Here is a 12,336-nt window from a genome sequence, read left to right as displayed (position 1 = left end):
GCGATGACCACCTTCAGCCCGACGCGCCGCAAAGCGCTCGGCCTCGCCCTCCTGGGCGCTGCCATTCCCGCCATGGGACGGGCCCAGCCCGCTCGCGGACCGGTCCGCCTTGTCGTTCCCTATGCCCCCGGTGGCACCAACGATGTAACGGCTCGTCTCCTCTCCGCCCGTCTGAGCGAAGGTCTCGGCGCCACCTGCGTCATCGAAAACCGCTCCGGCGCAAGCGGCGCCATCGGCGCGCAGGAGGTTTCCCGCTCCGCCCCGGATGGGCTCACCCTCCTCTACTCCAATGAGGTCCACCCGATCCTGAAACTCGTCCAGCGCGGCGTTCCCTTTGATGCGCTGACGGACTTCACCCCGGTGATCCGCACCGTCAGCATTCCCTACGTCCTGATCGGAGGTGCACGCGCGGAACGGCCAACGGATCCAGTCGCCCTGCTCGCCGATGTGAAGCGCGCGCCGTCGCGCTATACCTTCGCCTGCTCGTCCCTGGGCTCCGTCGGCCATCTCGGGGCCGCTGCGCTGGGCCAGAAGCTTGGCGTGGAGGTCACCACGGTGATCTACCGCGGCACCGGCCCCGCGGTGAACGACGTCATCTCCGGCGCCGTGCCGCTGATGTTCGCCCCCGTCGGTGCCGTACTGCCGCTGATCCAGGGCGGTCAGCTCCGCGCCTATGCTGTCACCGCTCCGAAGCGCATCTCCAGCATGCCCGACACCCCGGCCATGCCGGAGATCGGCCAGCCCGATATGCTGTTCGAGGGCTGGTGCGGGATGTGGGGGCCGCGCGGCCTGCCAGAGGAGCGCGTCAGCGCGATCCACGCCGCCGCCCTCAGGGCGCTCAGGGACGCTGAGGTCGTCGCCCGCCTCGCGGCCATCGGCTGCGCGCCCATTGAGGAGAGCACGGCGGATTTCGCGAAGCTGCTGATAGCGGAGCAGGCGCGCGGCGCCGCCATCATCAAGGCGGCCGGCATCACCCCGGAGTAGGGAGGCCACGATGGCCCTGATCCGCATCGAGCCCGTGCGCGACGAGCGCACCGGCCGGTATTTCCTCGAGATCTACAACCCGCACGATGCGCCTGTGCCCTTTGTCACGACGCAGCCGCGCTATGCCTCCGCAACGGCCGCCGAGACGGACCTGGTGGCCATCCTCGCCGCCACTGCTAGCAGCGCAGGTTAGGAAGGAGCTTCCGCTTGATCCCTCTCCGCCTTTCCCTGGCCATCGGCGACTACGACCGTATCCGCCCCATCGCCGACGGCACGGTCCGGATCGACGGCGTCGATCCGGTCATGTCGATCCTCGACCCCGAGGAGATCTTCTTCCGCGCATTCAAATACGCAGATTTCGACATCTGCGAGCTGTCGCTCTCCTCCTACACGGTGAAGACCGCGGAGGGTGACAGCCCCTACACCGCTGTCCCCGTCTTTCCGTCCCGCGCCTTCCGACACACCTCTGTCTATATCCGCACGGATCGCGGCATCACGAGGCCGGAGGACCTGAAGGGCCGCCGCGTCGGCGTGCCGGAATACCAGCTCACCGCGAATGTATGGGTGCGCGTCGTCCTCGAAGAGTACGGCGTTCGCCCCTCCGACATCACCTGGGTCCGCGGCGGCTACGAGCACCCCGGCCGCGAGGAGAAGATCACCCTCCAGCTTCCGTCCGACCTGCGGCTCGAGAGCCTTCCTCCCGGCGCCACCATCTCCTCCGCCCTCGCAGACGGCACGATCGATGCGGTGATCGGCCCGCGCGCCCCCTCCTGCTTCGAGCGTGGCGCCCCGCATGTAGGCCGCCTCTGGGCCGACCCTGTCGCCGCCGCCTCCGAATGGTACGGGAAGCACAAGATCTTCCCCATCATGCACGTCCTTGGCATTCGCAAGGATGTCGCAGAACAGCATCGCTACCTCCCTGGCGCGCTGGTGAAGGCCTTCGAGGAAGCGAAGTCCGTCGCCCTCGCGAAGCTTACAAACACCGCAGCCACCAAGGTCACACTTCCCTTCGTCGAGGAGCGCCTGCAGCACGCACGCGCCCTGATGGGCGATGACTTCTGGTCCTACGGCCTGGAACCCAATCGCCACGTGCTGGACGTCTTCCTCCAGGCCCACCACGCCCAGGGCCTCTCCTCCCGCCGCCTGAAGCCGGAGGACCTCTTCCACCCCGCCTCGCTTGAGGCTTTCCGCCTCTAGCCAACAAAACAGCCAGGGAAGGTCATGTTCGCCTTCCCGGACTGGGGCGAGGACATCCCGGCCTCATTCACCGAAGCCGCCCGCCTCGGGAGATCCGAGAGGAAACAATGTCTGCCCTGAGGCAAGTGCCGTGAACGACGGGCTGAGGTGACCTGGCGAAAGTGATCCATCTGAGGTGTTAGTTTTTCGGCGGATTTCCCCATGATGAATGAGGAGATTGGCCATGAAGAAACGGTTCTTGGTCGAGCAGATCGTGTAAGTGCTGAAGCAGGCGGAGCTGGGCTTGCCGGTGGCGGAGCTCGGTCTGGACGAGGCGGTGCTGCAGGATATGTTGTCAAGAAATACCCCGGCCCGCGGTCATGAAGGAGGTGGTCGCCTATGTCACGGCGAGCCACGGCTTCAGCGAACGGCGGGCCTGTGCCCTGACGCGCCAGCACCGCTCGACGCAGCGCAAGCCGAGCAGGCGGGATCCCCGCCTCGAGATCCGCCAGCGCATGCACGAGATCGCCCGGGTGAGGATCCGCTATGGCTACCGGCGGCTCCACGTGATGCTGCGGCGTGACGGCTGGGCGGTGGGCAAGAGCTTGGTGTGGCGGCTGTACCGGGAGGAAGGCCTGGCGCTGCGCAGCAAGCAGCCCCGGCGCCGCAAGACGGTCGTGCAGCGGGAGGCACGCTGCGTACCGAAGCGGCCGAACGAGGCCTGGAGCCTGGACTTCATCCAGGATCAGCTGAGCAACGGGCAGACGTTCCGTGCGCTGACCGTGGTCGACGTGTTCAGCCGCGAGGGTCTGGCCATCGAGGTGTGGCAGCGGCTGCGGGGCGAGCACGCGGTTGAGGTTCTGAACCGCCTCGTCGGGGAGCGTGGAGCACCGAAGTACCTGTCCGCCGACAATGGCGCGGAGTTCACCGGCCGCCTCGTCGATCTCTGGGCCTATCACCACGGCACGCGGACCGACTTCTCACTCCCGGGCAAGCCAACGGACGAGGACGCCGCAGGGAAACGTTCTCTGGCAAGCCCTTCAGGGGTATCGGAGGGCTCCGTAGCCATCGAAGGCCAACGCTGGACCTGGACCACCAAACCCAAGCGCCTCACGATCCTTGGTGCCGACGTGATCAAGGTGGAGCCGGTTAACGGGGGCGACGACACCCGCGCCTGGGCACCCCAGAAGGAGGGCCAGTCCGCCACCTTCATGGCGCTGAACCGGAACAAGCGCAGCCTCGCGCTGGACCTGAAGTGCGAGGCGGGCCGGGCGATCGTTTACCAGCTCGCCGCCGAGGTGGATGTGGTGATCCGGGGCGTCGGCGGCGGCACCGCCCGCAAGCTTGGCGTGGACAGCGACACGCTACGAGCCATCAACCCTCGCCTGATCTACTGCGAGATATCCGGCTTCGGGCGCAGCGGCCCCCTGGGTGACCAGCCCGGCTACGACGTGATGCTGCAGGCCTTCAGCGGCATGATTAGCACCATGGGTCAGCCCGATGGCCCCTTCGCGCGTGCCAGCTTCTCGCCCGTTGACCTCGGGACCGGCATGTTCGCCCTCAGCGGCATCCTGGCAGCCCTGTTGGAGCGAGAGCAGACAGGCCAGGGCGCCTACGTGGAGCTCTCGCTCCTGGACACCGCCATGGGGCTGATGACCTACTTGGCGCAGAACTATTGGCTTACAGGCAAGCCGCCGCAACGAGTGGGTACTGCGCATCCCTCCCTCGCTCCGTACCAAGCCTTCGACGCCGCCGATGGCAGCCTGATGATCGGGGCCGGTAACGACGCCCAGTGGCGCCGCCTCTGCGCGCTGCTGGAACTGGAAGAACTGGCCGGGGATCCTCGCTTTGCGAGCAACAATGCCCGGGTGGCGAACTTTGCCGAGACGGTCCGGGTGATCCAGGAGCGGGTGATGCAGCAGCCGGTCTCTCACTGGCAAGCCGCCCTGGGCGCCGCCGGTGTTCCCTGTGATCCCATCCGGACCCTCGACGAAGCATTGGCGCACCCCCAGTTGGCCAGCCGCAACTTGGTGCTGAATATCGACCATCCCGTACTCGGCCCCATGCCGCAGATAGGCTTCCCCGTCGCCTTCGACGGCGTGCCGCGCGAAGGGCAGCTTCCACCGCCCTTGCATGGGCAGCACACCGCCGAGATCCTACGGGGCCTCGGCTACGACGACGCGACGATCGTCGCGCTCGGGACGCAGGGCGCCATCTACATGCCAGAGGCAAAGGAGGTATCTGCATGACCGACGAGGTCACCTACGCTGCTGCCGGCGGCATCGCCGAAATCACGCTTGCGCGCGGCCCCGTCAACGCGCTGAGCGTGGACTTCCTTGAGGCCATCTTGGACGGCTTTCGGCGTGCAGCCGCCGATGACGCCGTGCGCGCAGTGATCCTGCGCAGCGCCTTGCCCCGCAGCTTCTCCGCCGGGCTGGACCTCGACATCCTGATGGGCAAGGGCGGTCTTGAGGTGCGCCGGTTCCTGGAGCGCCTCTATGTCGGGCTAGCTGACGTGCAGTTTGGCATGGGCAAGCCTACCATCGCCGCGGTGAACGGCGCCGCACGCGGCGGGGGCATGACGCTCGCCATCTCTTGCGACGTGATCCTCGCCGCTGAGGAGGCCAGCTTCGGCTATCCGGAGATCGAGCTCGGCCTAATCCCGGCCATTCACTTCGCCCACCTGCCGCGCATCGTCGGCCGGCACAGGGCTTTCGAACTTCTCTTCACCGGGCGGCGCTTCGAGGCTGCAGAGGCTGCATCCATAGGATTGGTCAGCCGCGTAGTTCCTGATGACGCATTGGACGCTGCAGCCCGTGCCCTGGCGGCGGATTTCGCCGCCAAGCCGCCCATCGCGATGCGCCTGGGCCGGGCAGCCTTCATGCGGGCCAACGATCTCGACTATCGGCGCAGTGTGGCCAACGCGGTGGAGGACTTCTGCAATCTCGCTACCACCCCGGAGGCACAAGAAGGCCTGACCGCGTTCCTCGAGAAGAGAGAGCCCTCCTGGCGCGGCTGAGGCCGTGCCGAGCTGCGGCCCATCCGAAAAGTGGCCGCAAGCCCCGGACCTTTCAGCGAACATTGGACAGAGGGGGGTTCCAATCGGCGCCGATCAGCCCCCCTCTCAGGCTGATTTTCCGTGCCTACTCAGAAGGACAGACCGATGTGCGGGAAGGTCCATATTCGGTGCCTTTCCACACCTGGCCGGCTGTTGCATGGCGTCGTTGCTGCCAGGCGAGAACTCGGGCTCCGGCAGCATCACCCTCGCACAGCCACGCCGGCTGCTCTCAATCCGCTCGGACATTCGCCTCCCGGATCACCCGCGCCCAGCGGTCCGTTTCTGTCGCCATCAGCGAGGTGAGCGCCGGGGGCGTCAGTTCCGGGGCGATCTGCATGCCCTGGCTTTCCAGGAAGTGGCGCATCTCGCGCTGGCCCACGCTGGCGGCGAAAGCGGTGCGGAGGCGGTCCTTGGCGGCCTCCGGCGTCGCGGCTGCAACCGTGAGGCCAAAGAAGACGGAAGCGTCATAACCTGGCAGGCCCTGTTCGGCGACGGTGGGAAGGGCTGGCAGCACGGCGGAACGCTCAAGGGTGGTGACGCCGAGGCCGCGCACGCGCCCTCCCTGGATGTGCGGCAGCGCGGTGAGCACATCGGTGAAGACCATGGCGATGTGCCCGGCCAGAAGGTCGTTCAGGGCCGGCCCGGTGCCGCGATAGGGAATGTGCTCGATGCTGGTGCCGGCCATCGTGTTGAAGAGCGCCCCGGCGAGGTGCGAGGAGGCACCATTGCCGGACGAGCCGAAGGAGAGGCGCTCGCGCTTTGCAAGCGCGACGAGGTCCGGCACGGTTTTCGCGGGGACGCCGGCATGGACGGCGAGAACGTTGGGTATGCGCCCGAGCGGCGCGATCGGGGCGAAGTCCCTCACGGGGTCATAAGCCTGGCCCGGGTAGAGCATCTTGTTGATCGCCAGCGGGCCTGAGGTGCCGAAAAGGATCGTGTGACCATCTGGCGCGCTGCGGGCGACGTATTCCGCGCCGATATTGCCGCCGGCGCCGGCGCGGTTCTCCACCACGACGACCTGGTTCAGCTGCTCGCCGAGGCTCATGGCCAGCCGGCGCGCGATAAGATCCGTGGGACCGCCCGGCGAGAAGGGCACGACCAGCACGACTGGCCTGCCGCCGGGCTGGGCCAGGGCTGGGTGGGCAAGGCAGGTGGTGCCCAGGCCCGTTGCAGTTGCGCCGAGCAGGTGACGGCGGGTGATCATGCGTTCTCTCCCTGGTAGATCCCGGGATCGTTCAGCAGGTCCCGGAGATTGGTTGCGTCAGCCGCCGGCGAGAGCGGGTCGCGCGGCAGGACGCGGTGCTGCAGCACGAGGCGCGCGAGGGCGAGACGGTGCGGCAGGCTTAGCCGTGCGGCCTCCCAGGCGAGGGCGGCAGCGGAAGTGAGGTGATAGAGGGCTGAGGCGGCCTGCCGGGCGAGTGCGGGGTCCTCCTGCGCGGCCTCGGCCAGGGCGACGGCCCGGTCGAGCGCGGGGGCGGCCTCGGGCAGGGTCTCGGCATTGCCGAGGAGGCCGTGGATATGGTCACGGAGGATGGGGAGCGAGCCCTCACGCTTGGCGGCGCGGAGGACATCCAGGGCCACGATGTTGCTCGTGCCCTCCCAGATGCTGCCGAGATGGCTGTCGCGAAGCAGCCGGGCGTCCGACCATTCCTCGATATAGCCGCAGCCGCCGCGCACCTCCATCGCGTCCCCTGTCACGCGCCGCGCGTCGCGGCAGGCGCGGAACTTCACAAGGGGCGTGAGGATGCGGAGCAGGGCGTAGGCGCCCTCCTCACCCGCATCGGCGCGGCGCAGGGCCTCAGCTGTCTGAAGGATCATGCTGCGCGCCTGCTCGGTCGGCACCAGCATCTTGGCGAGCTGGCGTTGCATCAGCGGCATTTCCGCCAGCCGCTTGCCAAAGGCGACGCGCCGGTGCGCGATGAACAGCGCCTCGGTGGTGGCACGTCTCATCATCCCGGCCGCGCGGACGCCGTTCGACAGTCGAGAGTTGTTCACCATGTCTGCCATCTGGCGGAACCCGGCCTCGGGCTCGCCGACCAGCCAGGCAGTGGCGCCGTTCATCGTCACCTCGCCCGATGCCATGGAGCGGGTGCCGAGCTTGTCCTTCAGCCGGACGATGTGATGCCGGTTGCGCGTGCCGTCCGGCAGAGTGCGGGGGAGAAGGAAGAGGGAGACGCCCTTGAGGCCGGGCGCGCCGTCGCTACGGCGGGCTAGAACCATGGCCAGCTCGGCATCGGGGTTGGAGCAGAACCACTTGTCGCCCGTGAGGGACCAGGTGCCGTCCCCCTGAGGCGCCGCCTGCACCACGGTCGCCGCGATGTCGGAGCCGGCGCCCTGCTCGGTCATGAACATCGCGCCCTGGTGCAGCGAATCCAGGTCCTGGCTCGTCAAGGCGGGCAGGTAGCGGGCGACAAGGGCGGGGTCACCGAACTTCCGGAGCGTTCGGGTCAGGCTGTCCGTCATGCTGACGGGGCAGCAGAGACCGAATTCCGCCTGCACGAACAGGTAGGTGAGGAGGTACTTGGCCGCTGGCGGCATCGGCCCCGCCCATCCGAGCACACCGCCCCGGTGCGACAAAGCGGCGAGGCCGAACTCCCCGAAGGCCAGCCGCTCCATCTCGCGGTAGGCTGGGTGGTACTCGATGCTCTGCAGATCCTCCCCGCGCCGGGTACGGTGGATCAACTCGGGCGGATTGCGGTCGGCGATCATGGCCAGCGCGCCAAGCTTGCCGCCGGCAAGCGCGCCCAGCCGGTCCAGATGCGGCGCCAGATGCGCCGCGAGGTCCGCGGGCAGGTAGAGCCCGGCGAGGCGAGCGAGGTCCGGATCCGCGCGAAAGAGGTTCAGGCCGTCGCTGTCCGGAATCGCGGCGGCACCGGCCGGCGGGCCGGGAGGGCGAACATGCATGGGCGTTTCCTCTGGGCCGACGGGCTTACCGGAAGCTGGCCAAGAGGCCGGGGCCTGCCAATCGATTTGTATGGCGGGAGGTTTGAGCTAGGCTCAACGCTCATGACGTACCGGCGCCTGCCCTCCCTGGTGGCGCTCCGCAGCTTCGAGGCGGCGGCGCGGCACCGCAGCGTGACCCGCGCTGCGGGGGAGCTTTCCGTGACCCCTGGCGCGGTGAGCCGGGGCGTGCGGGCTCTGGAGGAGGAGTTGGGCGCGGCGCTCTTTACCCGTGGCACTTCCGGCCTCGTGCTGACCCCGGCGGGAGAGGCGCTGTTCGCGGCTGCGCGGGAAGGCCTGGACCGCGTGGCGGCAGGCGTCGTGGCCATGCGCCATGCGGCGCCGCGGCGGCGGCTGCGGGTCGGCGCCTACACGCTGTTTGCTAGCCGCTGGCTCATTCCGCGCTGGAACAGGCTTCGGGAGCGGCATCCGGAACTTGAGATCGAGCTGCAGACCAGTGCCGACCCGCTGGACCTGGTTCCGGGCACCTTCGACGCGGTGATTGCCGTAGCTGATGCGCGGCCGCGGCCGGGGATGACGATGCTGCCCCTGGTTCCGATCGAGATGATGCCGGTCTGCGCTCCGCGCCTCGCCCGGGCCTTTGACTGGAGTGGCGTGATGCTGCTGCATTCGCGGCAGCGGCCGGAAGACTGGGCCCGCTGGCTGCAGGCCGCGGGGATTACGGGTGCCGATCCGGCGGCGGGCCCAACCTTCGAGAGCATCGCCCTGTCACTGGTTGCGGCGGCTGAGGGGCTCGGTGTCGCCCTGGCCATTCGGGCCCTCGTCAGGGCGGATCTGGCGGCGGGTCGCCTGGTAGTGCCGCATCCCTTCGTCCGAGACACGACACGCTGCTTCACGCTGATGTGCCGCGCAGAGCGTGCCGATGACCCCGCAATGGCGGCTCTCCGCGGATGGTTGGCTGAGGAGGCGAGCGGCGAGGTTTCCTCCTGATGGCATGGTCAGGTTGAGGAGCGGTGGCCGAAACAATCAGGGGGGGAAGCTGGCGGGATGACGATCGAGCCCGCGACCCACTCTGGGTATCGCCTCCCGCGGAGATCATCAGCCAGGCGGTCTGGCTTTACTTTTGCTTCCCGCTCAGCTTGCGGATGGGAGGAGATGCTGGCCTTCCAGGGCATCATGGTCAGCCACGAAACAGCACGACGTCCGTGCATTCCGCCATCTGGTCCCAGGTGACGTTGCGCTTTGTCAGTCCTCGTAGCTGCCGAGGATGTGCGGCACCAACACCGACGAGGCGCCGGAGCTGTAGCTGTTGACGGAGCGGACGTAGCCGCCGACCACGGTGTTGAGGAAGCGGTGCACCTGGCTCTGGGCGTGGTGGAAGCGCCCCGTGCTCGACCACCCGTAGGAGCCACCGAACACCGCACCGGGACCGTGGCTGTCCCGCACGCGCGCGAGTTCCGCTCCCAGCAGCTCGATCGCCTTGTCCCAGGCCAGCGGGCCGTAGGAATCGCTGCCCCGTCGCGCGTCAGGGCCGGGGCCGCGGTCGAGCCAGCCACGCCGGACCATCGGCTGGGCGACGCGCGCGCGGTGGCGCAGCGCGTCAGGGAAGTTCTGCAGGATCCCGTTCGGGTCCGGATCGGCCGGGTGGGGGCGGACCTCCAGCGCGCCATCCCGCCAACGCGCGGAGAAGGCGCCCCAGTGGGAGGTGTGGGGGATGAAGTCGGTGTCGGGCATCGCTTCGCCCGGCGAGGTAATGGACACGACGGATGCCCTCCTAACTGCCTGTTCTGCCTTTCGGTCAGAGCAAGACCCTGGCCAGTGTCGGACGGAACGCCTCACCCGGCCAGCGGTGGGGCGAGCAGCGCTGCGCCCTTCCCTAGCCCCGGCGCGCCCCGACGAGCACGCCGTCCCGGGCCAGCTCTGCGATTTCCTCGTCGGAGAAGCCACGCGCGCGCAGCACGGCCTCGCCATGCTCGTTGAAGCGCGGCGGCGCGGCCCGAGTGCCTCCGGGAGTGCGGGACAGCTTGATCGGCGTCCCCAGCCCGATAAAGGAGCCGAGTTGCGTGACCATCTTCCGATGCGCCGTGTGGTCGGCGCGCAGCGCCTCGTCCACGTTCAGCACTGGCCCAGCGGGCAAGCCGGCGGCCAGCATTCGCCGGGTCAGCTCGTGCCCGTCCTCCCCCGCCAGTCGCTCGTTCAGCACCGCGGAGAGGGCGTCGCGGTTGATCAGTCGCGCCCCGTTGGTCCGGAACCGCTCATCCGACGCCGTCTCAGGGATCCCGAGAAAGTCGCAGAGCTTGCCGAAGGCCGGGTCGTTGCCGCTGCAACGAAGATCTCGCAGGTCTTGGTCTGGAACTTGGACTAGGGCGCCAGGTTCGGGTGCGGGTTGCCCGTCGCCACCGGCCGCTTGCCGCTAAGGAAGAAATTCGGGGCGTGCGGATGCAGCAGGGCCATGCCGCAGTCGTGCAGCGTCATGTCGCAGTACTGGCCGCGGCCTGAGATGGTGGCCACCGTTGCTGCCTCGGCAGGCCCTGAGATCAGGGCGGCAATAGAGCCCATACTGGAGCGTGCCGGGCTTCGGGTGTTGAAGGAGGTTTTCCGCGAGGAGGCCGCGCGGGAAACCCTCCCCTCCAGGCCGTCACAAATGGCCCGATGGCCGCTATAGGAGCTTTAACGCTTCTGAATGCGCGCTTCGTCGCGCGGCGACAGGACTCCGTAAGGTCGGGCCCGCAATATCGGGTCGGCCGCTGAACGATGCGGCAGGAGCTTGGGGATGGCGGTCCGTTTTGGGCTAATATTAATCATCGCGACGGCCTGCGTCGCTGGCTGCGCAGGCCGGACCGACACTTCACAACAGGCATCCGCGACATGCGGGGAGCCGGTCACTACCTATCAGCGCAACCTGCAAGTGGCATCGCGATACAGGGGTATGCAGCAACCCAATCTCTACACCCGGCGAGTTCATTCACCGCCCTGCCTCAACGAAGCGCCACCCTTATCCGCGCAGACTTCGGGTGCCGATTCCACGCAACAGGCGGCGAACGCCCAGAATCTCTGAACGCCGGACAGACGATGCGAAGCTCGGACCAAATCGAGGTCCGGATGGCCACCAAATCACTTCCCTACCGTTCCTGTGCTGCGCGCCGGCTCGCTATCCTGCCCCTATCCACCCTTATGGCGCTGCCCCTGCTGCTTGCGGCGCCGGCAGCAGCCGATCCGCCCTTGGCGCCTGCACGTGTCTCACCGGAAGAACCTGGCGATGCGCCGGAGAAGCTCGCCGAGACCGGCTCGCTGGTCGGTAATAAGGCAACTTCCATCCTCCAGCGCCACCCCGGCTTCCACTCGCCGCACCTAGCCGAGGGGAGCCTCCGGTCCCATGCGCAGGCAGCGAACACCTTCTCCGCCGACGTGATCCGTGGTAGCGTCTCTGCGATGGGGGAGCTGGTGGTGCCCCCCCTCAGTCACGCGTAGCTTAAGCCTCTCCAGCTTCACGGGTGTTGCCGCCGTTCCGAACAGCGAGGCGTTCCGGCTGGGCACCACTGGGCCCGATCTCTACGTGCCACGCATCTTCCTTCGACAGACGGTCGTGCTTTCGTGCGACGCGTGCCGGGCACCGACGACCCGCTGCGCTTCGCCGGCGCACTGCTGCGGGTGCGGCTAACAATCAGCCTCTCGAAGTTTTCGATATGGAACGTGTTCGACAACGACCGTTCTGCGCGCGACATACGGACAGAGTTTAGCCGTTCCAGCGTGGCTTCGGCACTTTCGAGACGATTCCCGCAGGCGATCGGCTGAGACACACGCTGACGATCAATCTGGAACAGGCGCCCACCGACGAGTTCGGCGTCTTCGCGCGCCTCCCCTGGAACGGTGGACGCACTCAGAACTGGATGTTCACCAAGATAGAACGCGCCGTCCTGGGGCGACGTGCCGCTGGCCGGCGCGCGTTGGAGGCGCGCCGCCAAAGCGCCGGGGCTTGCCACCAATTTGGGTTAAGCCTCCGAAGGCAGACGGCAGTATGTCGCGGCCGGCAGCGTCGGCTTCATCACCGGCGCCGGGCGGCTGAACTACCGGCCCGAATCGGTTTCGAAGGCCTTCTAAGCTCGACTTTGGCCATCACGCGGCGTGGCAGATGGCGTAAGCCAGGGCGCGTTGCAGGGCTGGGCGGGGTTTTGCGCTGTGGGTGCTGCGCCGCGACGTGAGCAAACCCTGCTCTC

At 67.8% G+C, this 12,336-nt stretch carries 13 protein-coding genes; 8 read left to right on the top strand and 5 right to left on the bottom strand.

Annotated elements, in window-relative coordinates:
• Positions 1-3 precede the first annotated feature (3 nt).
• The 5 genes from J8J14_RS20825 to J8J14_RS20805 all read left to right on the top strand — a co-directional run bounded on the left by J8J14_RS20825 (position 4) and on the right by J8J14_RS20805 (position 5,179).
• Positions 4-984: a Bug family tripartite tricarboxylate transporter substrate binding protein gene (locus tag J8J14_RS20825; RefSeq protein WP_209381482.1), complete on the top strand. Its 981-nt coding sequence runs from the start codon at positions 4-6 to the stop codon at positions 982-984.
• 10 nt (positions 985-994) lie between these two features.
• Positions 995-1,177 (top strand): hypothetical protein, encoded by a 183-nt coding sequence (locus J8J14_RS20820; RefSeq protein WP_209381481.1) that lies wholly within the window; start codon positions 995-997, stop codon positions 1,175-1,177.
• 14 nt (positions 1,178-1,191) lie between these two features.
• A complete protein-coding gene (locus tag J8J14_RS20815; protein ID WP_209381480.1) occupies positions 1,192-2,181 on the top strand; it encodes an ABC transporter substrate-binding protein in 990 nt (329 codons plus the stop codon).
• Between the two features lie 359 nt (positions 2,182-2,540).
• The gene (locus J8J14_RS20810) at positions 2,541-4,409 is read left to right on the top strand and encodes a CoA transferase (RefSeq protein WP_209381479.1); all 1,869 of its coding nucleotides are present in this window, start codon (positions 2,541-2,543) and stop codon (positions 4,407-4,409) included.
• A complete protein-coding gene (locus J8J14_RS20805; RefSeq protein WP_209381478.1) occupies positions 4,406-5,179 on the top strand; it encodes an enoyl-CoA hydratase/isomerase family protein in 774 nt (257 codons plus the stop codon). The genes J8J14_RS20810 and J8J14_RS20805 overlap by 4 nt, the downstream gene beginning before the upstream one ends.
• 268 nt (positions 5,180-5,447) lie before the next feature.
• Here the strand turns inward: J8J14_RS20805 and J8J14_RS20800 are convergent, their stop codons facing one another.
• Positions 5,448-6,422, bottom strand: a complete 975-nt coding sequence (locus tag J8J14_RS20800; RefSeq protein ID WP_209381477.1) for a Bug family tripartite tricarboxylate transporter substrate binding protein — start codon at positions 6,420-6,422, stop codon at positions 5,448-5,450.
• Positions 6,419-8,122 (bottom strand): acyl-CoA dehydrogenase family protein, encoded by a 1,704-nt coding sequence (locus J8J14_RS20795; RefSeq protein WP_209381476.1) that lies wholly within the window; start codon positions 8,120-8,122, stop codon positions 6,419-6,421. Before J8J14_RS20795 ends, J8J14_RS20800 begins: the two co-directional genes overlap by 4 nt.
• A gap of 102 nt (positions 8,123-8,224) precedes the next feature.
• Between J8J14_RS20795 and J8J14_RS20790 the strand changes: the two genes are divergently transcribed.
• Positions 8,225-9,109 carry a LysR substrate-binding domain-containing protein gene (locus J8J14_RS20790; protein ID WP_209381475.1) on the top strand — a complete coding sequence of 295 codons (885 nt, stop codon included), beginning with the start codon at positions 8,225-8,227 and terminating at the stop codon, positions 9,107-9,109.
• A gap of 255 nt (positions 9,110-9,364) precedes the next feature.
• On the opposite strand, the gene J8J14_RS20780 is transcribed toward J8J14_RS20790, so the two are convergent.
• From J8J14_RS20780 to J8J14_RS25185, 3 genes are all read right to left on the bottom strand, one after another.
• Positions 9,365-9,853, bottom strand: coding sequence for a molybdopterin-dependent oxidoreductase (locus J8J14_RS20780; RefSeq protein WP_245216035.1), 489 nt, complete (start codon positions 9,851-9,853; stop codon positions 9,365-9,367).
• A 142-nt stretch (positions 9,854-9,995) separates the two neighbouring features.
• On the bottom strand, positions 9,996-10,397 hold the full coding sequence (locus J8J14_RS20775; RefSeq protein ID WP_342452506.1) for a CoA transferase: 402 nt from the start codon (positions 10,395-10,397) through the stop codon (positions 9,996-9,998).
• Positions 10,398-10,480: 83 nt separating this feature from the next.
• On the bottom strand, positions 10,481-10,630 hold the full coding sequence (locus tag J8J14_RS25185) for a hypothetical protein (protein WP_245216034.1): 150 nt from the start codon (positions 10,628-10,630) through the stop codon (positions 10,481-10,483).
• Between the two features lie 591 nt (positions 10,631-11,221).
• On the opposite strand from J8J14_RS25185, the gene J8J14_RS20770 reads away from it, so the two are divergent.
• Both J8J14_RS20770 and J8J14_RS20765 read left to right on the top strand, forming a co-directional pair.
• Entirely contained in the window at positions 11,222-11,590 is a 369-nt protein-coding gene (locus tag J8J14_RS20770; protein WP_209381474.1) for a hypothetical protein, read from the top strand.
• A 132-nt stretch (positions 11,591-11,722) separates the two neighbouring features.
• Positions 11,723-11,914 carry a hypothetical protein gene (locus J8J14_RS20765; protein WP_209381473.1) on the top strand — a complete coding sequence of 64 codons (192 nt, stop codon included), beginning with the start codon at positions 11,723-11,725 and terminating at the stop codon, positions 11,912-11,914.
• The last annotated feature ends 422 nt before the right edge of the window (positions 11,915-12,336 follow it).

It is taken from the genome of Pararoseomonas baculiformis, assembly GCF_017813395.1.
GTDB classification, from domain to species: Bacteria; Pseudomonadota; Alphaproteobacteria; order Acetobacterales; family Acetobacteraceae; genus Roseomonas; species Roseomonas baculiformis.
Note: the sequence above shows the minus strand (reverse complement) of the source record. Positions and strands in the feature narration are given on the sequence as shown.